At 37.6% G+C, this 26,879-nt stretch carries 25 protein-coding genes; 22 read left to right on the top strand and 3 right to left on the bottom strand.

The genetic code is table 11. The features are described 5' to 3' along the window. Positions 1 to 32 precede the first annotated feature (32 nt). A complete protein-coding gene (locus tag BUC07_RS17205) occupies positions 33 to 1,331 on the bottom strand; it encodes a hypothetical protein (RefSeq protein ID WP_073172571.1) in 1,299 nt (432 codons plus the stop codon). 50 nt (positions 1,332 to 1,381) lie between these two features. Further along, on the bottom strand, positions 1,382 to 2,098 hold the full coding sequence (locus BUC07_RS17200) for a ThuA domain-containing protein (RefSeq protein WP_073172567.1): 717 nt from the start codon (positions 2,096 to 2,098) through the stop codon (positions 1,382 to 1,384). 300 nt (positions 2,099 to 2,398) lie between these two features. Between BUC07_RS17200 and BUC07_RS17195 the strand changes: the two genes are divergently transcribed. The 12 genes from BUC07_RS17195 (at position 2,399) to BUC07_RS17155 (ending at position 13,702) form a co-directional block, all read left to right on the top strand. Beyond that, entirely contained in the window at positions 2,399 to 6,679 is a 4,281-nt protein-coding gene (locus tag BUC07_RS17195) for a hypothetical protein (protein WP_073172564.1), read from the top strand. 134 nt (positions 6,680 to 6,813) lie between these two features. Then, positions 6,814 to 8,058, top strand: coding sequence for an alpha/beta hydrolase family protein (locus tag BUC07_RS17190; protein ID WP_139279627.1), 1,245 nt, complete (start codon positions 6,814 to 6,816; stop codon positions 8,056 to 8,058). Positions 8,059 to 8,323: 265 nt separating this feature from the next. Then, the gene (locus BUC07_RS17185) at positions 8,324 to 8,854 is read left to right on the top strand and encodes a transcriptional regulator (RefSeq protein WP_073172558.1); all 531 of its coding nucleotides are present in this window, start codon (positions 8,324 to 8,326) and stop codon (positions 8,852 to 8,854) included. A gap of 84 nt (positions 8,855 to 8,938) precedes the next feature. Then, positions 8,939 to 9,724, top strand: coding sequence for a 3'(2'),5'-bisphosphate nucleotidase CysQ (gene cysQ, locus BUC07_RS17180; protein ID WP_073172555.1), 786 nt, complete (start codon positions 8,939 to 8,941; stop codon positions 9,722 to 9,724). Positions 9,725 to 9,727: 3 nt separating this feature from the next. Then, complete coding sequence (locus BUC07_RS17175) at positions 9,728 to 11,530, top strand: SLC13 family permease (RefSeq protein ID WP_073172552.1); 1,803 nt, start codon at positions 9,728 to 9,730, stop codon at positions 11,528 to 11,530. A 179-nt stretch (positions 11,531 to 11,709) separates the two neighbouring features. Further along, a complete protein-coding gene (locus BUC07_RS20720) occupies positions 11,710 to 11,898 on the top strand; it encodes a hypothetical protein (RefSeq protein ID WP_139279626.1) in 189 nt (62 codons plus the stop codon). Positions 11,899 to 11,908: 10 nt separating this feature from the next. After that, positions 11,909 to 12,076, top strand: a complete 168-nt coding sequence (locus tag BUC07_RS20985) for a hypothetical protein (protein ID WP_175552560.1) — start codon at positions 11,909 to 11,911, stop codon at positions 12,074 to 12,076. After that, positions 12,063 to 12,305: a PIN domain-containing protein gene (locus tag BUC07_RS17170; RefSeq protein ID WP_217652725.1), complete on the top strand. Its 243-nt coding sequence runs from the start codon at positions 12,063 to 12,065 to the stop codon at positions 12,303 to 12,305. The genes BUC07_RS20985 and BUC07_RS17170 overlap by 14 nt, the downstream gene beginning before the upstream one ends. A 10-nt stretch (positions 12,306 to 12,315) precedes the next feature. Beyond that, positions 12,316 to 12,411, top strand: coding sequence for a hypothetical protein (locus BUC07_RS21685; protein WP_217652724.1), 96 nt, complete (start codon positions 12,316 to 12,318; stop codon positions 12,409 to 12,411). Positions 12,412 to 12,536: 125 nt separating this feature from the next. Continuing rightward, positions 12,537 to 13,151, top strand: a complete 615-nt coding sequence (cysC, locus tag BUC07_RS17165; protein WP_083578323.1) for an adenylyl-sulfate kinase — start codon at positions 12,537 to 12,539, stop codon at positions 13,149 to 13,151. A gap of 72 nt (positions 13,152 to 13,223) precedes the next feature. After that, a complete protein-coding gene (locus BUC07_RS17160) occupies positions 13,224 to 13,448 on the top strand; it encodes a hypothetical protein (protein WP_073172546.1) in 225 nt (74 codons plus the stop codon). Continuing rightward, positions 13,445 to 13,702 carry a Txe/YoeB family addiction module toxin gene (locus tag BUC07_RS17155; protein WP_073172542.1) on the top strand — a complete coding sequence of 86 codons (258 nt, stop codon included), beginning with the start codon at positions 13,445 to 13,447 and terminating at the stop codon, positions 13,700 to 13,702. Before BUC07_RS17160 ends, BUC07_RS17155 begins: the two co-directional genes overlap by 4 nt. Here BUC07_RS17155 and BUC07_RS17150 read toward each other — a convergent pair. Beyond that, entirely contained in the window at positions 13,691 to 14,074 is a 384-nt protein-coding gene (locus BUC07_RS17150; protein ID WP_073172539.1) for a hypothetical protein, read from the bottom strand. The two genes, BUC07_RS17155 and BUC07_RS17150, sit on opposite strands and share 12 nt — an antisense overlap. 56 nt (positions 14,075 to 14,130) lie before the next feature. Between BUC07_RS17150 and BUC07_RS17145 the strand changes: the two genes are divergently transcribed. From BUC07_RS17145 to BUC07_RS17100, 10 genes are all read left to right on the top strand, one after another. Then, a complete protein-coding gene (locus BUC07_RS17145) occupies positions 14,131 to 15,507 on the top strand; it encodes a nucleotide sugar dehydrogenase (RefSeq protein ID WP_073172536.1) in 1,377 nt (458 codons plus the stop codon). A 318-nt stretch (positions 15,508 to 15,825) separates the two neighbouring features. Beyond that, positions 15,826 to 17,295 carry a calcineurin-like phosphoesterase C-terminal domain-containing protein gene (locus tag BUC07_RS17140; protein ID WP_073172533.1) on the top strand — a complete coding sequence of 490 codons (1,470 nt, stop codon included), beginning with the start codon at positions 15,826 to 15,828 and terminating at the stop codon, positions 17,293 to 17,295. A 62-nt stretch (positions 17,296 to 17,357) separates the two neighbouring features. Then, entirely contained in the window at positions 17,358 to 18,701 is a 1,344-nt protein-coding gene (locus BUC07_RS17135) for a flippase (RefSeq protein ID WP_073172530.1), read from the top strand. Positions 18,702 to 18,711: 10 nt separating this feature from the next. Continuing rightward, positions 18,712 to 19,620 carry a sulfotransferase domain-containing protein gene (locus BUC07_RS17130; protein ID WP_083578322.1) on the top strand — a complete coding sequence of 303 codons (909 nt, stop codon included), beginning with the start codon at positions 18,712 to 18,714 and terminating at the stop codon, positions 19,618 to 19,620. Between the two features lie 13 nt (positions 19,621 to 19,633). Continuing rightward, positions 19,634 to 21,457, top strand: a complete 1,824-nt coding sequence (locus BUC07_RS17125; RefSeq protein WP_073172523.1) for an aminotransferase class I/II-fold pyridoxal phosphate-dependent enzyme — start codon at positions 19,634 to 19,636, stop codon at positions 21,455 to 21,457. An 11-nt stretch (positions 21,458 to 21,468) separates the two neighbouring features. After that, the gene (locus tag BUC07_RS17120) at positions 21,469 to 22,275 is read left to right on the top strand and encodes a LicD family protein (protein ID WP_073172520.1); all 807 of its coding nucleotides are present in this window, start codon (positions 21,469 to 21,471) and stop codon (positions 22,273 to 22,275) included. A 7-nt stretch (positions 22,276 to 22,282) separates the two neighbouring features. After that, entirely contained in the window at positions 22,283 to 23,629 is a 1,347-nt protein-coding gene (locus tag BUC07_RS17115) for a Gfo/Idh/MocA family oxidoreductase (protein ID WP_073172588.1), read from the top strand. A gap of 20 nt (positions 23,630 to 23,649) precedes the next feature. Beyond that, positions 23,650 to 24,375, top strand: a complete 726-nt coding sequence (locus BUC07_RS17110; protein WP_073172516.1) for an SDR family NAD(P)-dependent oxidoreductase — start codon at positions 23,650 to 23,652, stop codon at positions 24,373 to 24,375. Between the two features lie 64 nt (positions 24,376 to 24,439). Beyond that, positions 24,440 to 25,639 carry a CDP-glycerol glycerophosphotransferase family protein gene (locus BUC07_RS17105; RefSeq protein WP_073172513.1) on the top strand — a complete coding sequence of 400 codons (1,200 nt, stop codon included), beginning with the start codon at positions 24,440 to 24,442 and terminating at the stop codon, positions 25,637 to 25,639. A gap of 93 nt (positions 25,640 to 25,732) precedes the next feature. Then, positions 25,733 to 26,851: an O-antigen ligase family protein gene (locus tag BUC07_RS17100; protein WP_139279625.1), complete on the top strand. Its 1,119-nt coding sequence runs from the start codon at positions 25,733 to 25,735 to the stop codon at positions 26,849 to 26,851. Positions 26,852 to 26,879 lie beyond the last annotated feature (28 nt).

Raw genomic sequence — 26,879 nt, 5'->3', positions numbered from 1 at the left:
GATTTTAAGTTTGAATTTCACTTATCAATTTATTATATTTCATTCAGTATTGTTTCAATATCATAAATCAATGGTTTCTTTATTTTAGATGGGTTTTCATCTCCCAGATAGACAGAATGAAAACTAAAAGTCAATCCGTTGTAATTTATAATTGTATTACCATTTTTAAAAATGAAATATTTTGACGTAAAAATCATTACATAAACTATCTTTTGAAGCATTGGATTAGCATTTAACCTTTTTGAATAAATATCACATTGGGTAAATGCTGATTTTATTTTTTCTTTTAATGCTGATTGTAAAGCAATTTGGGATTTAACTCGTAAAATTTGTTTATATTCAATGAGAAATGCATTTGTATCATTTGTAGCTAAGGTATCAATCCTAGCATTTTTCAGTTGAACCTCCGACAGTGGAAAATATCCTTTATTAAATAAATACATTTCAAATTCTTTTTGCAACTGTCTCTCTCCTTCATGATAATCAGAAGCATTTCTATAATTCTCCATGAATGCGATAAAATTTTTGATTGTTATGTCAATGGAAAAGCCCTCATCAAGTTTCTGAATAATATAATTTTGTAATTTTTTGCAATCACTTAAATATTGTTCATCATTTTCAAAGTCTGTACCCGAAACTATCAAATTCTCGAATATACCTTCACTTGCACTTTGTGGAAGATGCATAGGGAAAATTGCATTATATAGATGATTCAACCTAATTGCACTATTTGCTCCAATATATTCTTTTTGAAATCCCGTTAAGTGTTCCAGAACAAACAATTCTTTCCTACAATTATTTAATTCAGTGACAATTTCAGTTAAATCGGATGTCTTGATGTGGTCTTCCCATCGTTCATAAATGGAAACAAGAATACTATAATTTTTATTAATGAATTCAATTTTTTTTGAAGAAATAAATTCTGGTATTTTTTCAATTTTGTCTAAAAGCAAACTTACTTCAATAGGTCTATGATCATTAAAGGGATTTTTCCATCCACCATTGCACTCAACTTTGAATTTTTTAAAATCTTGATGCTCTTTTAATAATCGAGAAATTTGTCTTAAATGCTCAATTGTTTTAATAATTGAATTGACATACTTTTCTGATAAATCTATAGTATCGTTGTACTTAAGCAATTCTTCAAACAAAGTTTGGGTCAAATAATTATTTTTTATGAAATGAATAAAAAAAGCAATCTCAGTTCTGAAATTTATGTTTGCTTTTCCCTTCGAATCTTTATCGGCTGTTCTAAGAACGTTTTGGTAAGCATCGTTGATATATTCTATACGGGAATCTAAACTATGTATCAAATTTTTATGAGCTGTCATCTGTTCTCAATTTGGAAATAACAGTTAGTAAATAAAATTAAAATTCATCCTTAATTATTCTTTTCAGCAAGGTATTCAATAGCCTGTGAAATTAACCGGCGATAAGCCGAAGATTCATAAGTATGATAATCATGCCCTGGTTGAAGGTACACAATGGTTGAGTTATTGTATTTATTCTCCCAGCCAATAATCGGTGAACTTTCGGGATGGCTGGTTTTCAGCAAAGGCGTTACATCGGGTAATACACGGTAATTTCCATACACTTCATCAAACAGCCTGAAATCATGAAAGCCTTTGGTAACCGGATGTTGCGAATCGACAACCTCAATATCAACCCACACATCGTGTTTGTAAGTCGAAAATTTTTCCGGCGGAATTCCCTCTGCTTTTTCCACGTACCGGCCACCGATTATTTTTTCAAACTCGTCCCAGTTCTGGTACGATACGATGGAATGGTGAAAAAACAGGAAAGGTTTACCTTGTGAGGTTAAATCGATATAAGCCTGCTTTTCCTTTTCAGAAATGGGTTGCCACATATCGTAAAAAACCAGCACATCAAAGTTTTGGGCAGCACCTTCGGCAATGGCTTTATTGGCCGCCGGCTGATGGAAATGTTCATACTCAATGCTATCAAGTGCATCAAAAAGTTGAAAAAACTGAAGCGTGTCGTAAGAGTGACCGCCGGTAATCAGCATTATTTTAACAGGTTGGGATTGCAGCGATAAACACATGAAAAACAAAGCAGCAAATACAACTAACTGTTTCATTTTATTTCGGTTTAATAGTTTTTCAGTTTATAAGCAAACTATAAAGCAGTGTTACTTCACTTAGCGCAATCACCGGACGTAGTATTAAAAAATTTCCGGGTCAATGTATAAAACAGAAACTGCTCTATTGTTTGTAAAAATAACAATAATATTCAGTCAGCCACGAAGTTCCTCCGATTTTTAAGCCGAAAAAGTTAGCCCACAAAACTCAAATAATTTTTGAACCCGGGTATTTTTTTTCCGGTTGAAGCAACCCTAAAAAAATTCTAATATCTTTATGTTTGTAACGTTATTTATTAAATGACCGAAACGGCAAAAAAAATACGGAAGATTTCAGGCTTGATACTAACCACCACTGCGCTTTTAGTTGTAGTTGCAGCCATTGTGGTGTGGATTCTTTTGCCCGGCTTCGCCAATAAAAAACTCACCAAATTTGTAACTGAAAAATCGGGTGGAAACTATCATTTAAGCATTCAAAAAATCGAACGGAAATATTGGCCATTTTCGATTAAATTTCATGAGGTGAGCTTTGTCCCCGATGAAGATTTTTCAGCAAAGGCGGTACAGGATTCAACAGGAAAAACCACCTATTCTGTTCGGGCAAAAAGCATTGAATTTGAGGGAATAAAATTCAGAAAACTGCTCCGCAACAAAGCATTTTTGTGCCGGAAAGTCAGTGTTGAAAAACCTGAAGTTTCACTGGCAGGTGATGAACTGGCGCAAAGCAACTCAGAACAAATGGCCGAAATGATACTTGCCCAAACCAGGCCCTTTATCAGCAATTATTTAAATGAAATCAACATCAGGCAAATTGAATTTACCGATGCAAGTTTCGGATTGTATGGCCCTGCCGGCGATTCAGCACTCGTTTCGGGAACTGATCAGGTTTCGCTGGAAGTGCTTGGTTTCCATACTGACACAGCCATGATTTTTCACCAAACCCATTTCTTTAAAACCGATGATGTGCTGGTAAAAATCACCGATTTCAACAATGAAATGGGCGACAGCCTCCACTTCGTAAATATTGACACCCTGGCTTACTCTCTGAAATCGACCGACATAAGGGCGGTTGGATTCCGGCTGGCCCCGCTTTACCGCAACACGGCAAAAAACCTGTACGAAGTTGACGTGCCCGAAGTATATGTAAAAAGCCGGAGCATTACCCACTTCGCCCTCAACGACTCACTGAAAATCAGTTTCCTGGAGTTCAAAAATCCGAATATACGGTTCTTTCAGAAAGAAAATCCGGACCGGCTTAATCTGGAGGACCTTAACCGGTTCGACTTGTACACCCTCATTCAAAATCAGTTTACCAAAATGGAAGTGGACAGTTTTCAACTTACAAGTGCCCGGCTCGAAATTTTTCGACAGCCTGATTATACCAGCTATCAGCAACAATTCGGCGCAATAGATATTACCCTGAATGGATTTGCACTTGATTCCACATCGGCACAAAACACTGAAAAACTGCTTCATTCCGATGAAATTGAAATGCGAGTAAGCGATTATTACCTTAGGCTGGAAGACAATCAGCACGATTTCAGGGCCGACTCACTCGTTGTTTCCACATATTCGGATCAGCTGGGTGCCTATAACATTAAAATTTCTCCTGGAATACAACAGGAAATGCAATCGCGTACCGAAGTTAACATTGCATGCGAAGCGCTGAATATTGAAAATGTAAACCTGCGAAACCTCTACCATACAAGGAGTTTGCCTACCTCCAAAATTGAAATTCAGAAACCTGATGTACAGCTGAAATATCATATCGACCGGGAAAAGCAAAAAAAACAGGAAGAGACAGGATTGCTCTACGAACTGGTAACCGACTATCTCGAGGGTGTTTATTCCAACCTGGCTTACATTGATAAAGGGAAACTGAACATTGAAAACCACCGCAACGAAAAACTGGAAGGTTATTTCGAAACCGACTTCACTTTCAGCCTCACCGATTTTTCGCTCGACTCGACCAGCCGGCAACGTACCGACAAATTTTTCTTTGCCACCAATTTCGACCTTCACTTTTCAGATTACGAGATGCAGCTGGTTGACGATTTGCACAAACTGGAAATCGGGCAGGCAACAATTTCAAGTACCAACCAGCATGTTCAGATTGAAAACCTGAAACTACAACCGGTTATAAACAATGTTTCCATAACCACAATGGAACAGTACAACCGTTCGGAACTGTACAACATTTCAATTCCTGAAATCAGCCTGAATAACGTCCGGCTGAACGATGCCTTTTTCAATAAAAAACTAAAAATAGATCACTTTAAAATTTCGACCCCAAAAATCTATTTTGAAAACTTTGGCACCCTGCGCAAAACCGGAGAAACCACGGATTTTACCGAATTTTACCAACTGGTATTCAATTACATTGAAGATTTCGACATCAACAAATTTTCGGCACCAAACGGCAAACTGACCTGGGTAAACCACACCCGCAATGGAAAAACCATATCGTTCGATAATGAATTTTCAGCATCGCTCGATAAATTCAGGCTGAATAAAAATGAAATTGGGAAACAGCGGTTATTTTTTTCCGACAATTTTGATGTAACCATTAAAGACCAGCAGTTTGAGCTTTCTGACAGTGTGCATATCCTGAAGGCCGGGGAGATTAGACTTTCTTCGGCGAACTCGCTGGTGAGCGTTAAAGATGCCCTGCTTTATCCCGGAATTACAACCGAAAATTACCATGAACTGGCAACAACTTTCCAAGTGGCCATTCCGGAGCTGATCATAAGCGATTTTAATTTTCCTGAAGCCTACTATTCGAGGCAGCCCAACATTGAACTTCTGGAACTTGTTTCGCCCAGATTCCAGGTGTACAGGCAAACGGACAAAGCCAAACCGCTGGACTTAAACAAATACCAATTCCCGCTTCCCGCTTTCCTTCAGTCACTGCACCTCAACGAACTCAAAATCAGCGATGCAAATGTGGTTACCTACGCAACCAAAGGCATTGACCACCGGGCCGTGGCCAACTTCAGCTTTAGCCTGTCGATGCCCGGATTGGTGCTGGAAAACAACGAACAGCAACAAGCACAAATATTGAGCAGCAACATTCTTTTAAACATTTCCGATTTTAAAGCACCTTTGGGCGAAGACCACAATTTTTCTGCAGGTTCACTGAATTTTAACCGGGACTTGAAAACAATTTCAATAGGAAATTTGCAAATTGATCCCTTCATGACCGGCCCCGGCAATAATCGCTTTTCCATTTCGGCCCCAAAAATCGAATTTACCGGTTTCGACCTGGCAACAGCATTGAAGCAAAGCAACTTTAATTTTGAAAAGATAGATATTCAGACCCCTTCTGTAGATATTGAAATCAACAAACAAATTCAAAATGATACCATCGAGTTTCTGCAAACCCTCGATTTGTATCCGTATGTGGAACCACTTTTAAACCAGATTAAAGTGAACAACCTCAGCCTTACCAATGCAGAACTCAACCTCAACTGGTTGAAAAAAGAGCTGTTCAACAATAAAATCAATCTTAGTTTTAATGACATTTTGATTGCCGAAAACCAGCCGCCCTCCAACTTTTTAAACTCGGCAGCATTTGAGATTTCCACAACCGGCCTGCAAACCAAAAGCAATGACAACCGTTACCGGTTCAGTGCCGGTTCGTTAACCTACAACTCATCGCGGCACCAGGTGTTGCTCACCAACCTTGCCATTGAACCACTGATTGATAAAGAAAAATTCCCCAAAAAGGACGGTTATCAGACAGATGTGGTGCAGGCCACCATAGATTTTGCCCAGTTGCAGGGAATTAACGAACGCAGGTGGTTAAACGATAACATTCTGGATGCCGAAATGCTGAAAATCGGCCCGGCCCGGCTCAATATTTACCGGAATAAACGCTATCCGTTTAACCAGCAACAACGCCCACCCTGGCCGCAGGATCTGATAAAAAACATCAGGCAGCCATTCGTGTTCGATTCCATAGTTTTGATGCCTTCGCACATCAGGTACAGCGAACTGCTGGGTACCAGCGACGAGCCTGGGTTTGTAGATTTTGGTAACCTCACGCTAAATGGCGGGCAGTTTACCAACATTGCGGAAGTGCTGCAACAGCACAACAATTTCATCATCGATGCACGGGCCGAACTCTACAATCAATCGACGCTGAGCGCCCGTTTTAATTTCGACATGACAAGCCACGATTATTATCACACCGTTAAAGGCTCCCTTGCACCTATGCCGCTAACCCCAATTAATAAAATGCTCGGAAGGGCTTCCCCCATGATAATTGAGACCGGAAATTTAAACCGCCTGGAATTTAAACTGGAACTCAACGCCACAAACTCGTCAGGATTGCTGTATATGGGGTACAACGATTTAAAAATTGCCGTAATGGAATACAACAGCAGTGAACAGGGGAAAGCCGGTTTCGCTTCATTCTGGGCCAATAAAATGATACTCAATTCACAGAATCCCAAAAAAGGTGAACTCGAACCGGCTCCCATTTATTACGAGCGCGATATCAAACGCTCCATTATTAACTACTGGTGGAAATCGATCTATTCCGGCACCAAAAAAGTGTTGGGCATAGAACCAAAGAAATAGTTCAACATAACGAATACGATTAGGATAAAATATACGTTAAAATCAAGTATGCTGTCAGCTATTTTTACAGGGAAGCTTTCCGGCAACAATTCTTTTTGCGTAACTTTGAAAAAATAAATGTAAAAAATAAAGACATGAAGATAAAATTCAATACACTTACCAAAACACTATTATTGAGCCTTTTAATATTTTCCTTTTCAGCCTGCCACAATTTATTTAACAACGATGACGACGAACCGGTTAATGAATATTTGGTTAGCTACGAAAATGTAAAATCATACCTTCCTGTATTTGTGAATCAGGCTTTCGACAAGATTTCAGAAGAATACCCGGCAGTTGCGCCTGCTATTTCCCCCATAAAAAATCGTGCGGAACACGGAATTATGGTTTATAAAATAACGTACTCCACTACTTTTCAGGGGAACCCCAAACTGGCATCCGGACTGGTTTGTTTCCCCATGGGCGAAGGCACTTTCCCGATAATGAGCTACCAAAACGGAACCAACACACTGCACAGCCAGGCCCCTTCAGTAAATCCAAATAATGAACTTTACCAGATGCTCGAATTTGTGGCTTCCACCGGATTTGTCATTTCAATTCCCGACTACCTCGGCTTCGGGGCTTCCGACAATATGTTTCATCCCTACCTGGACAAGGAATCAACCGTTCAGAGCGTGCTCGACATGCTGCGCGCAGTGGAAGAGTTGGCAACCAACTACCTCGATATTGACCTCAAAAACGACCTGTACATTAGCGGCTATTCGCAAGGCGGCTGGGCTACCATGCAGGTACAGAAAGCAATTGAACAACAGTTTTCAAACGAATTTAACCTAAAAGCAAGTGCCTGCGGAGCCGGACCGTACGACCTCAGCTACATTAACGAATACATTCTAAGTCAAACCGAATATCCCATGCCTTATTTTACCGGCTACATGCTAAACAGCTACACCAATCTTGGCGATGTTACAACTCCAACCGACACCGTGTTTAACGAACCCTATGCTGATAAAATTTCCACCCTTTACGACGGATCAAAATCGGGCGAAGAAATTAACGCTCAACTCACAACTTCTGTCGAGGATTTGTTCAATGCCAATTACATTGAAAATTATGCCACCGATTCCATTTACAATTCCCTGATGGAAACCCTGGAGGCCAACAGTATTAACGCCTGGGGCACTTCAGTGCCCACTCGTATTTACCATGGCCAGGACGATGATTTTGTGCCCGCACAGGTTTCGCAAAACATCTACCAGGAATTTCTCGGTGCCGGTGCAAACCAGGTTGAAATATATCCCTTACCCGGCTTGGATCACAGGGATGGGATTATTCCTATCGGCCTTGCATCTGTGAATTGGTTCCTTGAACTTACCGAGTAACAAATGCCCATTACAATTACAAATTGCTTGTTAATTTACATCGGTGCCATTTTTTCATAAAAAGAATCAGTTAAAGTTTAAAAATTTCCCAAATTCATTTTTATATTAGCACTCAAAATTGAGTAGTTATTTTATTCAATTTTAAACATCCATTCAACCTGCTCGGGCTGCTTTATGTAACTGAGGGGGCGGAGCTGTAAGAAAACCACAGGAAACAAAACCATAAAACCCTAATTACAAGCACACTCAAATATTATCATTGCAAATGATTGAATCATTAATTACATCCAAAACCCGCATTAAACTGCTGCTGAAATTCTTTTTCAACAGCCAGACCAAAAGTTACCTGCGAAGTTTGGAAAAGGAATTTGGGGAGTCGTCGAATGCCATCCGGATTGAGCTCAACCGGTTTGAAGAGGCGGGCATGTTAAAGTCGGAATACGTGGGCAACCGCAAATATTTTCAGGCCAATACAGAACATCCGCTTTACAACGATGTGAACAATATCCTGAAAAAATTCATTGGTATCGATAAAATTATTGATCGCATTACCAGCCAGATTGGCGACCTGGAAGCAGCTTATGTGACTGGGGATTTTGCCAAAGGCCGCGATTCAAAAATCATAGACCTGGTGCTGGTGGGCAAAAATCTCGACAACAATTTTATTGGCGATTTGGTAGAAAAAGCCCAGGAACTAATCGACAGGAAAATCCGGTATATTCTACTTACCGCCGACCAAATGCAGCAAATTTTCAACCAGAAACCGGCACTGCTCATCTGGAAACAGGATCAATAATACCCCCGCCAACTCCACAATTTCGTAATTCAACAGTGCTTTCAATTTTTACAATTTAACCGTTTAACAATTTAACAATTCATCATGCTCAACACTGCCATAAAAGCGGCCATAAAAGCCGGCCACGAAATACTAAAAATTTACAATGCCCCTGAAGCCAACTTTTCGGTTGAACGAAAAGCTGACAATTCGCCGCTCACTGTTGCCGACAAAGCCAGCCACCACGTTATAAACCAGCTGTTAAAAACCACAGGTCTGCCTGTTTTAAGCGAAGAAGGCCGCGATATTACCTTTGATGAACGGAAAAACTGGGAAACCTTCTGGATGGTTGATCCGCTCGACGGAACCAAAGAATTTATTAAACGCAACGGCGAATTTACAGTGAATATCGCACTCATTTCAAATAACCAACCTGTTTTGGGAGTCATTTATGTTCCGGTTACGAATGTACTTTATGTTGGAGATATACAACAAGGGGCCTGGAAACTGGAGAAAACACCTGAAGATGCATCGTTTCAGACTGTGAAAAATGGGGGAACCAAATTACCACTTGAGATTCAAAATTCTGGCTACACCATTGTGGGAAGCCGCTCGCACGCCAACGCTGAAACACGTGAATACATCGAACAACGAAAAATAGAACATCCGCAAATCAACATCATTTCAAAGGGGAGTTCATTAAAAATTTGCATGGTTGCCGAAGGAATTGCCGAAGAATATCCGCGTTTTGGCCCCACTATGGAGTGGGACACAGCTGCCGGCCACGCCATTGCCAACGCCAGCGGCAAAAAACTCTGGTTTACCAGTCTTGAAAAAGAACTCAGCTACAATAAAAAGAATCTGCTCAATCCGCATTTCATAGTAAAATAAACCATGACTTTCGATTCCTGGATAGTAATAATCGCGCTGGTATTTCTAATCGTTGCCTTTCTGCTGCGGGCCATGCGTCCCGGGCTGATTCTCTTCAGCGCGGCAGCCATTTTTATGGCCACAGGTATTATTACCGACCAGGAACTCATTGCAGGATTTTCAAACAACGGGGTTATCATCATCGTTGTACTGTTTTGGGTGAACGAAGCCATCCGTCAATCGGGACTGATAACCCGGCTGGCCCAGGCTTACCTTCCCCGAAAGAGAAACCCCATGGCATTTCTTCTGCCGCGTCTCATGGTTCCGGTGGCCTTCATGTCGGCTTTTCTCAATAACCTGCCCATTGTGGTGAATATTTCACCGGTGCTCATACGCTGGGCCGACGGGCTGAAAATATCGAGCAAAAAATTTCTGATTCCGCTCTCCTATGCTGCCATTTTCGGGGGAATGTGTTCCCTCATCGGCACCTCCTCCAACCTGGTGGTGCATGGTTTGATGATAGAAAACGGCTTTAGTGGGCTTCACCTTTTTGAACTGGCTAAAGTGGGCGGAATAATTGCCTTCATCGGTTTTGTCTATATGGCCGTTTTCGGAAATGTTTTGCTGCCCGGAAAAAAAATAAAACCCCAAAAAATAAATACCGAAGCCAAAGATTACTACTACAATCTGGTGCTGCCCCAAAACAGCCAGTTAGCAGGCCGTGAACTGGAAGGCCAACGGTTGCCGGGCCTCAGTCGCCTCGAAGTACACAGTATTGAACGCGACAATAAGCTTATTCCTCTGGAAACAAAAAATATTAAGTTGCAGGAAGGAGACGAAATACTGGTAAAAGGCGATGCGCAGAGCCTCAACTATATTCTTTCACACAAAGAAATTGAAATTAAAGGAATCGACTACCTGCGCCATGAAAAACCGGAAAACCTAAAACAATATGAAGTTGTGCTTTCTCCACGCTTCAGTGGCCTCGGGCAAACCGTGAAGGAATTTGATTTTTTCAACCATTTCAATGCAGTTATCCTGGCTGTGCACCGTAACGGCGAACCGATTACTGCCAGCCTCAACAACCTGAAACTGGAAGTAGGCGATAATGTGGTGCTGCTGGCCGGCGATAAATTCATTGAAACCTGGGAGTCGTCCACCATGTTTTACCTGGTGAACTATGTGCGCGACCATTACGTCAAGAGAAATTCGCTGCAACGCTGGACGGCACTTATTATCCTCACTGCGATGGTGGCCGGTATTGTCATCAACGAAATTGTATCGTACAGCTACGGAATGCGCCTGAACATTCTCGTGTATGTTTCCCTGGCTGCCGTTCTGCTGGTATGGCTAAAAATACTGCCTCACGAGAATTACACCCGCTCGGTGAGCTGGGACATGGTTATTGCCATTGCATCGGCGTTTGCCATAAACAAAGGTATTCAGAATTCAGGTATTGCCCAGGCCTATGCACAGGATGCAGTGAATTTTGTCAATTCACTTGGCCCTGTGGGAGTGCTTGCTGTTATTTACATTACCACCACCATACTTACCGAGATTATTACCAACAATGCCGCGGTGGCACTGGTATTTCCGGTGGCGGTTATTGCAGCTCAGCTGCTCGAAGTGAACCCGCAGCCTTTTTTCGTGGCCATTGCCATTGCCGGCGCCGCCAGCTTCATGACTGCCGGTGGTTACCGGGCAAACCTGCTCATAAAAGGATTCGGAAAATATACCCGTGGCGATTTCCTGCGCATCGGTGCCCCCATGCAGCTTATCGCGTTTTTTGTCAGCATGTGGCTCATCCCGTATTTCTGGCCATTCTGAATGAGAAGGAGGCAATTTTCAGTAGCAGTAGGCAATTATGTGAATAATGAGTTTAGAATCGCGTGAGAGGACAAAAGACTGGGCACCCGTCCGAAAAAGATTTTCAGCCTTGACTTTTTGGTACTTTTGTGTTAAGACAAAAGTACATCAATTAATAAAATTACATTAAAAAATACATCATGAACAACATCCACCCTGTATTCGACCGCATTAAATACCGCACAGCGTATGGAATGTCGATGGATAAATTAATGTCTGTCTGTCCCGAAAAAGTAGCGACTCAGGGTTCCAAAATCAGGGATAGCGTTGCGCATCAGGACAACTCGCAGCTAATTAAAACTAATTCCAAAATTATTATATTTGCTTAAAACAAACAATATGGTTACAACGATAAAAAAAGGAACATCCCGGAAAAAAATTATTGATGTTCTGAAAAAAAGAAAGACGAAAACGAAAGGCCTGGATCTAAAAAAATATTGTGGTTCCATTTCATTAGAGGAAGACCCGCTGGAAATGCAAAAAAAATGGCGTAATGAATGGGAATAATGTTCTTCTGGATACAAATGTGATACTTTATTTTCTAAATGGAGAAGAAACACTAATTCCAATTCTCGAGCAAAAAAGTTTGTTTATCTCATTTATCACACAGCTTGAACTTCTCGGAAGTAAAAATATTAAACATTTCATTGAAGAATGCACGGTAATTGATATCACTCCCGGGATTAAAGAAACTGCTATTCTGTTAAGAAAAAAATTATTCTTTAAAACTGCCTGATAGTATTATAATGGCAACTTCTTTGTGGCTTAATATGCCACTAATTACAGCAGATAAAGATTTTAAAAAAGTAGAAAATGCTGATTTAATTTTCTTTATACCTTAATTAAAATTCAATAGAAGCGACAAAAATCAACCCCCTCGCACACCCCTGATCCGCCAGCTGGCAGACAGCATGACGTGCAATTAATAAACATGACACTTTACGGATATTCATTTAACAATAAAATTATGGACAAAAATATTTATACAACATTCGACAAAATTAAAGACCGCACAGCGAAAGAAATTTATTTAAAACAGAAAGCAAAAGTGATCTGGTTTACAGGTCTCTCCGGCTCCGGGAAAACCACCCTGGCCAGCATGCTGGAGAAACGGTTGTTTGAACTCAACTACTTTTGCCAAATCCTCGATGGCGACAACGTGCGGTCAGGCATCAACAAAAACCTGAAATTTACAGAAGAAGACCGCATGGAAAACATCCGCCGGATTGCAGAGGTCTCAAAACTCTTCATGAACTGCGGCATTATTTTAATCTGCGCCTTCATCAGCCCAACACGGGAAATGCGCGAAATGGCCAAAGAAATTATCGGCGAAGACGACTTCCTCGAAATTTTTGTGGACACGCCCATTGAAATATGCGAACAGCGCGACCCAAAAGGATTATACAAAAAAGCGCGCTCCGGCGAAATCAAAAACTTCACCGGAATATCTTCCCCTTTTGAAGTGCCCAACAAACCTTTCCTGGTGGTTGACAACACCAATCCAAATATGGAAGATACCGTGCGTAACATGACAAAAAAAATCATTCCCGAAGTCCGGTTCGATCCAACTCCTATACTTTAGACCAGGTATTATTTGGAACAATTTCACCTCTACTTTTTATTCTATTCAGTACATTTGAATAAAACTTTTATCATGGAAACAACAATAAGAATAAATTCGAATGAAATTACACCGGAATTAATTGAAGGAATAAAAAAATTATTCCCAAATAAAACGATAGAAATTAATATACAACCAGCTGATACAACAGATTATATTCTAAGCAATCCAGAATACGTAAAAGTACTGGAAGAAAGAATAGCTCAATACGAAAACAAAAAGAAAACCATTTCTGTAAAAGCCAGCGATCTGGTATGAAAACAATTGAATTTGTTCCAGAAGCATTTAAGGAATATCAGCATTGGATTGAATCTGATCGGAAAATTGCGCTAAAAATTGGAGACCTCATACGCGATATTATCAGAAATCCATTCAATGGATTGGGCAAGCCTGAAGCTTTAAAGCATCAGTTTAAAGGGTACTGGAGTAGAATAATTAATCAGGAACACAGGCTTGTATATAAAGTCACAAAAAATTCAGTAGTAATTATATCCTGTTTTTCACACTATTAACCGCACTGGTACGAATTTGATATGAAGTGATCTCAATGAGGAAATCCACACCTCAGCTTTACCCTGTGAAATAAAATCGAAGATTTTGATGCGCAGCATCATTTCACAGGGTAAATCCTGTGAAATAAAATCGAAGATTTTGATGCGCAGCATCATTTCACAGGGTAAATCCTGTGAAATAAAATCGAAGATTTTGATGCGCAGCATCATTTCACAGGGTAAATCCTGTGAAATAAAATCGAAGATTTTGATGCGCAGCATCATTTCACAGGGTAAATCCTGTGAAATAAAATCGAAGATTTTGATGCGCAGCATCATTTCACAGGGTAAATCCTGTGAAATAAAATCGAAGATTTTGATGCGCAGCATCATTTCACAGGGTTAACAATTTAACCTTTTATCAATTTGACCATTTAACAATTTAATACATGAACTACAAAAAACAAATTCTCGAAAAAATTGCCACCAACAAAGAAGTGGTTGGAGTTATCGGCCTCGGATACGTTGGCCTCCCCCTCGCAGTAAACTTCGCCGAAGCGGGTATCAAAACCATTGGCTTCGACAAAAACCCGGACAAGGTGGACAAAATCAACCACGGCAGTAACTACATTGAAGACATCCGCGATGCCGTGCTGAAAGAAGTGGTGGACAATGTATCACTTAGTGCCACAACCGACTTCAGCCGAATGGCCGAGTGCGATGCCCTCATCATTGCCGTGCCCACACCACTCGACAGGTTTAAAAAACCCGACATGAGCTACATCGAAGCCGCCTGCACCGACATCGGCCGCTACATGAAACCCGGCACCTTTATCAGCCTCGAAAGCACCACCTACCCCACCACCACCGAAGAAGTGATGCTGCCCATTATAATGGAAGAAACAAAGAACAACTCCCTCTATAAAGAGTATTACGCTGAGCAGGGCGATCCTGACCTCCCCCCCTCGGGGGGATTGAGGGGGGCTGCTCCTTTCTGGCTCGCCTACTCCCCCGAACGCGTCGATCCAGGCAATAAATCATTCCACACCCGCAACACCCCTAAAGTATTGGGAGCCATGACACCCGACGGCCTTGAAATTGGTGAAGCACTCTACAAAAAAGCAATCGATCAAATTCACCCGGTAAGTTCTCCCCGCATTGCCGAAATGGTAAAAATTCTGGAGAATACCTACCGCCTCGTCAACATCAGCCTCATCAATGAGCTGGCACTGCTGGCCGGAAAAATGGATATAAATATCTGGGAAGTCATCGATGCTGCTGCCACCAAGCCATTTGGTTTCCAGCCCTTTTATCCAGGTCCCGGTATTGGCGGGCACTGCATCCCGCTCGACCCGTTCTACCTCGAGCACATCGCCAAAAAATACAACTTCGACCTCTCCATGATACATACCGCCGGGCACATCAACATGCGCATGCCGCATTACATGTACATCAAAATAGCCACCGCCCTCAACCGCCACAAAAAAGCCGTCAATGGCAGCAAAGTGCTCTTCCTCGGTGTGGCTTACAAACCCAATATCAACGATGAGCGCGAATCTCCCGCACTCGAAATCATGGACATCACAGCCCACAAAGGTGGAGTTGTAAGCTATCATGATCCGCACATTCCCGAAGTAACCACCAACGAAGGAAACCACTTTAAATCAGTGGAACTGACAGCCCAAACGCTCGAAAATACCGACGTTGTGGTGCTCACTACCAACCACAGGGCCTTTGATGTGGAATTCATCCAGCAACATACAAATATGGTGGTAGATTTGAGGAATATGATAAAAGAAGCGGGGGAAAAAGTGTATAAATTATAAATTCATAGCGCCACTTGCTGGCGCACATTTGTAATGTGTGCCTCAGCTTTAGCCTATGAAATAAAATCGGAAATTTTAATGCGAAGCATTATTCCACAAGGCTAAGGGCTGAAATAAATATTATTTTTAACAATGGCACGGATTGCCACATTGTGAGCCCTTCGGGACAAATCCGTACCAACAGAGGATTCGGGAAGGAGACAGAGCAGTAAAAAAATAATGTCAGCTGATTCAACGTCAATTCGGAAATCTTATAGTTACAATATCTTAAACTGAAATATATCCAACATCTTCTGGGTTATTAAATTCAATTTAATTTTGAAACATCCCTTCTTTGTAATACTATACATTTTTCTGTTCATTCAAACAAGCTGTGAGAAGGATGATATAGATGCAAAATTTATTATATCACTCTATGGAAAGGTTTCTGATATCAAAACCGGACAACCAATATCGGGCGTTATTATTAGTGATGGCTACACCACCTCAGTAACCGATGAAAATGGATTATACAGCTTTAAAGGACATACCGATGCACGGCATGTATTTTATTCGGTACCCGAAGCCTATGAAATACCCTTAATAGATGGAATTCCCGATTTTTACGAGACAATAAATACCGCGTTTGATTCCATTGAAACCAATTTTGAATTAACTCCCCTTAAAAATGGCATCGAAAATGAATTTACCCTTTTTTGCGTAGCCGACCCGCAGGTTTGGGATACCAGAACTATTAACAGACTTAAAAATGAAACAATAAATGATTTGAAAAATGAAGCACAACAGCATAACCTTGTTTACGGGATTACATTAGGAGACCTTGTAGGCGACAAACCTGAATTAATGAAAGATTTAAAACAGGCTTTTGTTTCAACTGAAATTCCGTTTTTTCACACCATTGGCAACCACGACTTTAATGAAGAAATCAGTAACCCATTACAATCTATTAAAAATTACGAAACTCACTTTGGACCGGTTGACTACTCCTTTAATAGAGGAAAAGCGCATGTGGTGGTAATGAACAATATCCTTTATAAAGGAAACCGAAAATATAACTTGGGTTTTACTCGCGAACAAATCGAATGGTTAAAATCAAACCTTCAACACGTACCTAAAGAAAAAATGTTGATTGTTTGTGTTCATATCCCGGTAAAAGATGACCCCAATGTGCAACACCGCAATGAATTCCTTAATGCTCTTAACCCTTTTAAAGAAGTACATATCATGTCAGGCCATTATCATTTGAACAGGAATTTCCTGCATAACGAACACAACATTTACGAACACATTACAGGTACTGCCTCAGGTTTATGGTGGAGCGGTACCGTTAACAAATGTGGCACACCAAATGGCTATGCTGTATATGAAGTGAAAGGAAATACTATTAAAAACTGGTATTATAAATCAATAAATTACGCCAAAGAACACCAAATACACATGTATGCACCATACACTTTTGGCGACACCAAAGGTTATGTGGTGGCAAATGTTTGGAATGCCGACAAAAACTGGAAAATTGAATTAATTGAAAACGGAAGCAACCGGGGAGAAATGGAAAGGTTTAAAGATTACGCCCCTGGTACTTATGCATTTTTAAAAGCTGCCGGGTTACCTGAGCCAGGCAACAAAAATGCATCTTCCCGCTATGCTGAAACAAACCATTTATACCGGTTAAAACCATTGAATAACAATGCAGAAATTACAGTAAAAGCAACCGACCGTTTTGGAAATACATATTTTCAAAAAAAGTTTGTTGAAAGTATTGACGAATTAAAAAAATACAGATGAGAATTGTTTTTTATTTAATTATTAGACATGAAAACAACAAAATCTAAGATTTCTCACTTTAAATGATTAAACGATTTATTATATACGGTCGGAAAAGGTTGTTAAAACTAGACGAACACACTCTTGAGGTAGTGCGCAAATCTTCTGCATCAACCGTGGCAAAGGTGGCTGGCATGGCCATTGGGCTGTTGGTAAGTGTTTTCCTAGGCCGTACAATTGGTGCAGAAGGATTGGGCATTATTAACCTAAGCAACCGTGTGGTAAATATTTTATTGGTTGTGGGTTTGTTGGGTATGCGCCAGGTAATTATTAAAGAAGTAGCCATTACCCATAACAAAAAGGACTTTGCCCATATTGGCAATGTAATGCACACGGCTTATTGGCTGAACGGGGGAATTACTTTGGTACTTTCAGTAATTCTGATATTTCTATCTCCATGGCTGGCCAACACTGTTTTTAATGAACCCAGGCTTCAATACCCGTTAATGATTGCGTTGGTGGTGATGACACCACAGGTGTTTTCCAGAATATTCTCTTCAGGCTTGGTAGGCTACCGGAAAATATGGCAAAGCAACCTAGTGGAACAAACATTAAGCATTGCTATTACCGGTATCCTTTTAGTTATTCTGTGGCTGCTTAAACGTGAAATTACCGTAAATATAGTTGCTGTTTGCTATGCTATTGGACGTGCTGGTGTAACAATAAGCGTCGGTCTGTACTGGCACAAATTATATAAATTTAAAGCTAAACGAATATTCATACCAAAACCATTGCTTAAAACATCAATTCCGTTACTGGGAAGCACGCTCGCAGCTATTGTTGTAAGTAATGCCGATGCAATCATGCTGGGTTGGCTGGGTACAACAAAAGAAGTAGGTTTATATTCTGTGGCTGCCAGATTAGCTTTGCTTACCAGCTTCTTTTTACAAGTGACAAATGCATCGGTGTCGCCTAAAATTGCTGCTTTATACGAAAGTGGAAAGATGATGGAACTGGAAAAAATGGTACAACGTGTTACCAAAGGATTAGGATTATTTGGTTTAATGCAGGTAGTCGTTTTTATTGGAGCCGGAAAGTTTATTTTAGGTATATGGGGCGCTGAATTTACAAGTGCATATTGGGTATTAATCATTCTTGGATTAGGCCAACTGGTAAATATAGGAACAGGGGCTGTTGGGCTTCTGTTAATTATGTGTGGATACGAAAAAACACAAAGCCATATTGCAGTAATTTCCATGCTCTTAAATCTTTTATTAAACTTTGTGCTGATAAAGTATTTTGGCGCAACAGGTGTGGCCATTGCCACAGCTTTAACTATTGCAGGTGTAAATATTGCAAGAGTATATTTTGTTAAAAAGAAATTGGGAATAATTACAATACCAATAAATATTTTGAATAAAAAATAATACACTATCAATGGATAAGAAACCAAATTTTTTTATTGTAGGCACTGCTAAAAGTGGTACAACAACTTTGTATTATCACTTGAGTAAACATAAAGATGTCTTTTTCAGCAAACATAAAGAACCCTATTTTTTCTCAACTAAGTATGTAAATCTTCCTCATAACGGACCTGAAGACAACATCAATGACGAAAGACGAAAAAAATTATCTTCTATCAATCATTATTTAAAACTTTTTGTTAACGCAAAAGATCAAAAAATTCTTGCTGAAGCATCTACAGATTATTTATATTATTCTAAAACAGCTAATGATATCTCTAAATTTAATCCAAATTCTAAAATTCTTATTGTCCTAAGAAATCCAATTGAACGAGCATTTTCTGCATATTATCATCAGGTAAATAAAGGACGTGAAACTCTTAGTTTTTCGGATGCTCTGAAAAAAGAAGAAAGTAGAATTGAAAACAATTTTAGTTTTATTTGGAGGTATAAGCAAATGGGTCTTTATTCCAAACAAATACAACACTACCTGAATGTTTTTCCTTCTGAAAATATTAAAATTCTTTTGTTCGACGATATTAAAAATGATGTCAATAAAGTAATAAAAGAAATATTAAATTTCTTGGAAATAGATACTAAGTTGTATGTTGATAAATCTGTAAAACAAAGAGTAACAGGTATACATAAAAACAAAACAATAAATTACTTATTTGAGAAACCAAATGCGGTCAAAAGAATATTTAAATCAATTATACCATTGAAAATTAGATCTAAACTAAAAAATAATATTAGCAATTGGAATATAAAAAAGCCCGAGATGTCTATATCGGATCGTAAATATTTAATTGATTATTTTAAAAATGACATTAAGTTGACAGAAAATATTATAGGCAGGGATCTTAGTAGTTGGATTAACGAATAAAACAATTATAATTATGCAAGCAATAATTTTAGCAGCAGGAATGGGTAAAAGACTTAAAGAATTAACTTCTGAAAATACAAAATGTATGGTAAAAGTTAATGGAACTTCTTTAATCGAAAGAATGCTTTCCCAACTTGACATGAAAAATTTAACAAAGATTATTATTGTTATTGGTTACCAAGGACAAAATCTTAAAGAGTTTGTCTTATCATTAAAACTAAAAACGAAAATAGTGTTTATTGAGAACGAATATTATTACAAAACAAATAATATTTATTCTTTATTTTTAGCTAAAGATTTCCTTATAACCGAAAACACATTACTTTTCGAATCAGACCTAATTTTTGAAGATTCTTTAATTGACAAATTAATAGAAAATGATTATCCAAATTTAGTATTAACTGCTAAATATGAGAGTTGGATGGATGGCACTGTTTTGACTATGGATAAAGAGAATAACATAACAAGCTTTCTAGGAAAAAAAGATTTTGATTTTTCCAACTTTAAAAATTATTATAAAACAGTCAATATCTATAAATTTAGCAGGAAGTTTTCAACCACACACTATGTTCCCTTTCTTGAAGCTTATTGTCAAGCATTAGGTAATAATGAATACTATGAGCAGGTTTTGAAAGTAATAAGTCTATTAGATAAGCCTGAAATAAAAGCATTACCGTTAAAAAACGAATTATGGTATGAAATCGATGATATCCAGGATTTAGATATCGCCGAAACAATTTTCACTGGTTCTGAATCAGAAAAACTCAAAAAATATCAGAATAGATATGGGGGTTACTGGAGATATCCCAAATTAATTGATTTTTGTTATTTAGTCAATCCTTATTATCCCACACCTAGGTTACTTACTGAATTAAAAACTAACTTTGACAAGCTTATAAGAGAATATCCGTCAGGCTTAAATATCAATAACCTACTAATTTCAAAGTATTTCGGAATTAAAAAAGATTTTATTTGTATTGGGAATGGTGCTGCTGAAATTATAAAGTCATTAATGTCAATTACAAATCACAAAGTTGGTATAATAACTCCAACATTTGAAGAATATCCGAATAGATTAAAAAAAGACAATGTTGTTAATTTTGTTCCTAAAAACAAGAACTATTCCTATAACACAAATGATTTAATCAATTTTTTTGAAAACGAAAATATAAGTACACTTATTCTAATCAATCCAGATAATCCATCAGGCAATTATATCAAAAAAGACAATGTAATCGATTTAATTAAGTGGGCAAATTTGAAAAAGATAAGAATTATTCTTGACGAATCTTTTATTGATTTTATCGATTCTGAAGAGCAAGGTTCTTTACTTGAAAATAATATACTTGAAAAATATCAAAACCTTATTATTATAAAAAGCATTTCAAAATCTTTTGGGGTGCCTGGGTTACGTCTCGGATTTGCAGCATCTGGCAATATTAAACTAATAGAAAAGATTAAAAAAGATGTTACAATATGGAATATCAATTCTTTTGCTGAGTTTTATTTGCAAATTTTTGGAAAATATAAGGATGATTATAAAAAAACAATTGAAAAGTTTAAAGAATCTAGAAATGACTTTTCATCAAAATTAAAAGATATTCAAATCATTAGAATTTTACCTTCTCAAGCAAATTATTTTTTATGTGAAGTAAAAAACTTTTCTGCTACTAAACTAGCGGAAATTCTTTTAAGTCAATATAATATTTTAGTAAAAGATTTATCTCAAAAAAAAGGATTTCATGGAAATCAATATATCAGAATTAACATTAAAACAAAAGATGAAAACAATCTGTTGGTTGATGCCCTTTTAGACATTCAATCAAAAATTAATTAAGTATTATTTCAATGAATGAAAATATAGAACATTATAATCAAGATGGTACTATGCTAAGAAAAGCACAATTAAGACTTCTTGAAATGTTAGAGGAGGTAGTTAAAATTTGTAAAAAACACAATATTAATTATTGGCTTGATGGAGGTACTGCATTGGGAGCTTACAGACATAAAGGTTTTATTCCATGGGACGATGATTTAGATATTGCGGTAATGAGAAAAGATTATAAAAGATTTTTAAAAATCTTAGAGAAAGAATTACCTGATAGATTTATAATTCAAAATCACAACAATGAAAAATATTTTCATATGCTATATGCACGAGTTGTAGATAAAAATTCGTTCTTTGATTATGGGAACAAACAGCCTTTTAGAAATAATTTTAAACATCAAGGAATTTTTTTAGATATATTTTACATAGATAGAGGAAACAAATTTATTAAAACGATTGTAGATTCAATCTATATACGGTCTTTTAGAATAATTCGAAATATCCCTACTCCCCAAAACATTCTTATTAAAATATTAGCATATCCTGCATGGCTCTTTTCAATTATCGTAGTTAAATCTATTCGACTTTTATCTTTTTTACAACCATCAGAAAAGTTAATTTATGGTTTTGGTGTGCCCTTCAATTGGGAATTTAGAAAAAGCGAAATTTTTCCTGTCCAACCTATACTTTTTGAAGGGAAGTATTTCTTAGGTCCCAAATTGCCTCATGAATATCTGGAGCGCTGTTTCGGCAATTACATGAAGATTCCTCCTGTTGAACAACGAAAAACACACGCCGAAAAAATTGAAGTTTACGATGTCAAATAAATCCAAAATGAAAAAAATAATCACATACGGCACATTCGATTTACTTCATCACGGGCACATCAACATATTAAAACGCGCCAAAGAACTGGGTGATTATTTAATTGTGGGAGTAACCGGTGAAGCCTACGATAAGGGAAGGGGAAAACTAAACGTACAAAAAAGCACCATTGAACGAATTGAGGATGTCCGCAGCACCGGCCTGGCCGATGAAATTATTATTGAAGAATATGAAGGCCAGAAAATGGATGACATTCAGAAATACAATATCGATGTATTTGCCATTGGTTCCGACTGGAAAGGAAAATTTGATTACCTCAATGAATTTTGCGAAGTGATTTACCTCGAACGCACAAAAGGAGTTTCAAGTACAAAATTAAGAAGCCAAAACCGCAAAATAATTAGCCTGGGTGTTGTTGGCAGTGGCCGTATTGCCAACCGTTTTATTCCCGAATCAAAATATGTAAGTGGTATTAATGTAAATGGGGTTTTTAATCCAAACATTAATGAAGCCAGGGAATTTGGTAAAAAACACGAATTGAGTTTTTATACCGATAACCTCGAGAAATTTTTCTCAAAAGTTGATGCCATATACATTGCTTCACCTCATTTATCCCATGCAGGTTATATTAAACAGGCATTGGGAAACGGGAAACATGTGCTCTGTGAAAACCCAATGGTTTTGACTGAACATGATGCACAAAACCTGTACGACCTGGCCGAAAACAAAAAACTGGTATTGATGGAGGCCATGAAAACAGCTTACGCTCCAGCTTTCAATCAACTCATGGCCTTCATAAAAAGTGGTGCAATTGGAACAGTAAAAGACGTTAATGCCACACTAACAAAGTTAACATCTGGTCCTTTACGCGAATTATCGGCAAATGAAGCAGGCGGCAGCGTTACCGAAATGGTTACCTACCCCCTCTTACCAATAATCAAATTATTCGGAAACGATTACATCGACATTCAATTCTATACATGGTATAAAAACGATATTGATTTATTCACACGCGGAATTATTCATTATAAAAATGCAGTAGGTTCGTTTAAGGTAGGTCTGGGAGTTAAATCAGAAGGAGATTTGGTAATTACCGGCACAAAAGGTTATGCCTATGTACCCGCTCCGTGGTGGCGTACTGAATATTTTGAGTTGCGCTTTGAGGACCTGAATAAAACCCAAAAATATTTTTCGAAATACGAAGGCGACGGATTACGTTATGAAATCAACGAGTTTCTGTCGCTGATAAATAATCCCGAACGGAACTATATGAAAATAAACCGGAAAGAGTCAACAACTATTGCCGTAATAATTGAAAAATTCAGAGCAGGCATTAATGTTCACTATCTCGAATAAACAATTAAAAGCACAATAATATGAAATATGCATTGGTAACAGGTTCAACAAAAGGCATAGGTCTTTCCATTGGAAAAGGTTTACTGGACGCTGGTTATTACGTTTTTTTTAATTGTCCACCAACTGACGATGATTTTACTGAATTTAATCAGCAAATTAATGAAAACTACAAAAACAAATATTCGCTCATTGAAGCTGACGTTTCAAATGTTGATTGCATAAATAAAATTTATGATGACGTCTCTGCGCTCACAAAGCAAATCGATTTATTTATTTTTAATGCCGGAATAACCGACAGATCGCCTTTTCAGGAAATCTCTTACCAGCAATGGATGAAAATTCAAAACATTTTTGTTAATGTGCCTGTATTTATATTACAAAAATTTTATTCGATGTTGAACCAGCAAAGCAATATTGTTTTTGTGGGTTCGATGCTTGGCGATATACCTCACTCTACATCGCTATCCTATGGTGTTTCAAAAGCAGGCATTCATGCATTGGTACGTAATCTTGTTAAATTCTTTGCCGATAAAAAAATACGGGTAAACGGTGTAGCTCCTGGCTTTATCGATACCCAATGGCAATTAAGCAAAGCTCCTGAAATTCGGCAACGAATTGAAAATAAAATTGCCTTAAAAAAGTTTGGAAGTCCTGAAAATGTGAGTGACTTGGTGTTGCACATCATCGGAAACGATTACATCAATGGAACAATTTTAAGAATTGACGGCGGGTATAGTTTTGAATAAAACCATATTTGAAAATCTTTTATAGTACTTTTGCATTTCTAAGCTTTTAAAACGCGCTAATTCCATGATAGTAAAAATATACAATCTCATATTTCCCTGGGTAATCAATAATATTCTGAAAATCCTGAAACTGAAAAAAAGAAATGAGAACCTGTGGATTTTTGGAGCTTGGGGAGGTGATAATTACAGCGACAATTCAAAATATCTTTTTGAATATGTAATTGAGCATCTGCCAAACATAAATGCAGTTTGGATAACCAAAAAACCTGACATAAAAGAAAAATTAAACCTTGCCGGGAAAAAATGTTACCTGTTTAACGAGCCCAATGGCCGTATAACACGATTAGCTGCCAATTATGTATTCTTCACCAACGGCATGACCGATTTTGGCAAATACGATTTATGCCACGGGGCAACAAAAGTGGCTTTGTGGCACGGTATGCCTTTAAAAAAATTATGGTTTGCTACTAATAACCTACAAAAACGAGACAAAAATATTTTTAGATTATTGCAATATATTGTATTGAAAATTTATAACCACGCTAAACGGGATTTCACAATTGCAACGTCTGAAACAACAAAAAAACTCTTAATTGAATGTTTTGAAGTAAAGCCTGAGACAGTGCTCATTACCGGCCAGCCGAGAAACGATGGGTTATTTAACACAAAGGAAATTCATTTGTTAAAGCAAAAATTAAATCATAACTCAAATGATAAATTTGTGTTGTATATGCCAACATGGCGCGAAATGGGAAACAATGAAATATTCCTTGAAAACATCCTAAATCAACTCATTAACGACTCAGCATTTCTTGATTCATTAAATAAAAACAACATCAAGCTTTACGTAAAACCTCACCCCAGAATAACAATAAATACCAAATCCACTAAAAACATTATTGTATTAAAAGGTATGTCAGATATCGACAATCAAGTATTAATTGGTGCTGCAGATGAATTAATAACGGATTATTCAAGTGTTTTTATTGATTATGCTTTGTTGGAAAGGCCTGTGCATTTCTTCGTGCCTGATTTGGAAGAATATAAAAAAGACCGTTTGGGCTTATTCTTTTCATTTGAAGATTTTGTAGAGGATTATTTCACCGATATTAATGAGTTAAAAAAGGTAATTCTGAATAGCACTATTTACGCTCAAAAGGGCATCAATAACAGTTTAAAAGTTAATTCTTTATATAATGACCCAATGTTACCTAAAGGTAAATACTGCGATTGTTTTACAGATACCTTTCTGTATTGCAAATAAGTAATAACTTTTTTGCACCAATTCTGAGGGGATCTATATGATATCCATATCAAAAATAAAATTTTTAAGTTCACCTTTTTTCTATATATGTTCTTGAAGATAAAACGTTTACATGCCGACAACTATATAGCATTTGTTGTGCTATTACAATCCTTACTGGTTGTCTTTCAACATGTATTAATATTTGTTTTTCATATTCCGGAAGAAATTACGACTGAATACAGAGTAATATTAACAGCTCTGCCATTGAGTGTTGCCATAGCACTAACAATGTATCGGAAATGGTATGTATTTTTTGTAGTTTATAGCATAACTATCTTAATACTATTAATTAACCTAACAGTATTTCCCCAAAATTCACAATACATAAGGTCTCAATCCATTAGGTTTTTATTGCCTGTAGTAATACCCAGCGCTTTATGTTTGATGTATGTTTCGAATATTGAAATTGTTGAAAAAGCATTATATAAAATATCTTGGGTTACGACAATCCTGGTCTTAATATTTGTTGTTAATTTTTTTATTGGCACATTTAGAATACATAGCTACAGTATGGGGCTTTCTTATGCCCTCTTGTTACCCATGATTACACTTTATTCAAAAAAAACTGTTTATTCACTACTCGCTGCCTTCTTTTTATTTTTAACAATATTGGCTATTGGCTCCAGAGGTGCGGCAGTCATCTTTTTCGTTTATTTAATTTATGACCTTTTTCAATCAAACAAAAAATTAGTAGTTCTCATCTTGTTAATATTAGGTGTCTTAATTTTATTATTACCAATTTTCGCACAATGGTTACAGAATGTCGGAATCTCATCTCGTACTTTAAAACTACTATTAAGCGAAAGAATAATTACTCACATGTCTGGAAGAGATCTCATATATGAAAAAATGATAAATGTTTTTTTTGAAAATCCCATAAAAGGCATTGGCCTTTTCGGAGATAGATATTATTTAAACGGAGCTTATACACACAATTTAATATTGGAATTATTTTTAAACTGGGGGTTTATAGGAGCCACTCTTATTCTTGGATTCTTTTCTCTTAAATTTATCATCACATTTAAAAAATCGAATAAGGCCAATAGAAATATTTTAATAAAATATTTTTTGGCAGGTGTAATGCCACTTATGTTTTCCGGGTCATATCTAACTAATTACGACTTGGGTGTATTTATAGGCGTATTGTTTTTAGTTAATAAAAAAAGTTAAAAAGAAAAAGTTAAAAACAAATCAGAAT

The organism is Tangfeifania diversioriginum (assembly GCF_900141875.1).
Lineage (GTDB): Bacteria > Bacteroidota > Bacteroidia > Bacteroidales > Prolixibacteraceae > Tangfeifania > Tangfeifania diversioriginum.
The sequence above is the reverse complement of the archived record's forward strand: the minus strand, read 5'-3'. Positions and strand labels throughout refer to the sequence as shown.

Coding starts and splice junctions, on each gene's coding strand:
- BUC07_RS21685 (WP_217652724.1), top strand. CDS start 12,316: ATGGCAACTTCTTTGTGGCTTAATATGCCACTAATTACAGCAGATAAA.
- BUC07_RS17125 (WP_073172523.1), top strand. CDS start 19,634: ATGCAAGCAATAATTTTAGCAGCAGGAATGGGTAAAAGACTTAAAGAA.
- BUC07_RS20720 (WP_139279626.1), top strand. CDS start 11,710: ATGAACAACATCCACCCTGTATTCGACCGCATTAAATACCGCACAGCG.
- BUC07_RS17200 (WP_073172567.1), bottom strand. CDS start 2,098: ATGAAACAGTTAGTTGTATTTGCTGCTTTGTTTTTCATGTGTTTATCG.
- BUC07_RS17170 (WP_217652725.1), top strand. CDS start 12,063: ATGAATGGGAATAATGTTCTTCTGGATACAAATGTGATACTTTATTTT.
- BUC07_RS17185 (WP_073172558.1), top strand. CDS start 8,324: ATGATTGAATCATTAATTACATCCAAAACCCGCATTAAACTGCTGCTG.
- BUC07_RS17145 (WP_073172536.1), top strand. CDS start 14,131: ATGAACTACAAAAAACAAATTCTCGAAAAAATTGCCACCAACAAAGAA.
- BUC07_RS17130 (WP_083578322.1), top strand. CDS start 18,712: ATGGATAAGAAACCAAATTTTTTTATTGTAGGCACTGCTAAAAGTGGT.
- cysQ (WP_073172555.1), top strand. CDS start 8,939: ATGCTCAACACTGCCATAAAAGCGGCCATAAAAGCCGGCCACGAAATA.
- BUC07_RS17120 (WP_073172520.1), top strand. CDS start 21,469: ATGAATGAAAATATAGAACATTATAATCAAGATGGTACTATGCTAAGA.
- BUC07_RS17160 (WP_073172546.1), top strand. CDS start 13,224: ATGGAAACAACAATAAGAATAAATTCGAATGAAATTACACCGGAATTA.
- BUC07_RS17190 (WP_139279627.1), top strand. CDS start 6,814: ATGAAGATAAAATTCAATACACTTACCAAAACACTATTATTGAGCCTT.
- BUC07_RS17155 (WP_073172542.1), top strand. CDS start 13,445: ATGAAAACAATTGAATTTGTTCCAGAAGCATTTAAGGAATATCAGCAT.
- BUC07_RS17135 (WP_073172530.1), top strand. CDS start 17,358: ATGATTAAACGATTTATTATATACGGTCGGAAAAGGTTGTTAAAACTA.
- BUC07_RS17195 (WP_073172564.1), top strand. CDS start 2,399: ATGACCGAAACGGCAAAAAAAATACGGAAGATTTCAGGCTTGATACTA.
- BUC07_RS17110 (WP_073172516.1), top strand. CDS start 23,650: ATGAAATATGCATTGGTAACAGGTTCAACAAAAGGCATAGGTCTTTCC.
- BUC07_RS20985 (WP_175552560.1), top strand. CDS start 11,909: ATGGTTACAACGATAAAAAAAGGAACATCCCGGAAAAAAATTATTGAT.
- BUC07_RS17150 (WP_073172539.1), bottom strand. CDS start 14,074: ATGATGCTGCGCATCAAAATCTTCGATTTTATTTCACAGGATTTACCC.
- BUC07_RS17175 (WP_073172552.1), top strand. CDS start 9,728: ATGACTTTCGATTCCTGGATAGTAATAATCGCGCTGGTATTTCTAATC.
- cysC (WP_083578323.1), top strand. CDS start 12,537: ATGGACAAAAATATTTATACAACATTCGACAAAATTAAAGACCGCACA.
- BUC07_RS17205 (WP_073172571.1), bottom strand. CDS start 1,331: ATGACAGCTCATAAAAATTTGATACATAGTTTAGATTCCCGTATAGAA.
- BUC07_RS17115 (WP_073172588.1), top strand. CDS start 22,283: ATGAAAAAAATAATCACATACGGCACATTCGATTTACTTCATCACGGG.
- BUC07_RS17105 (WP_073172513.1), top strand. CDS start 24,440: ATGATAGTAAAAATATACAATCTCATATTTCCCTGGGTAATCAATAAT.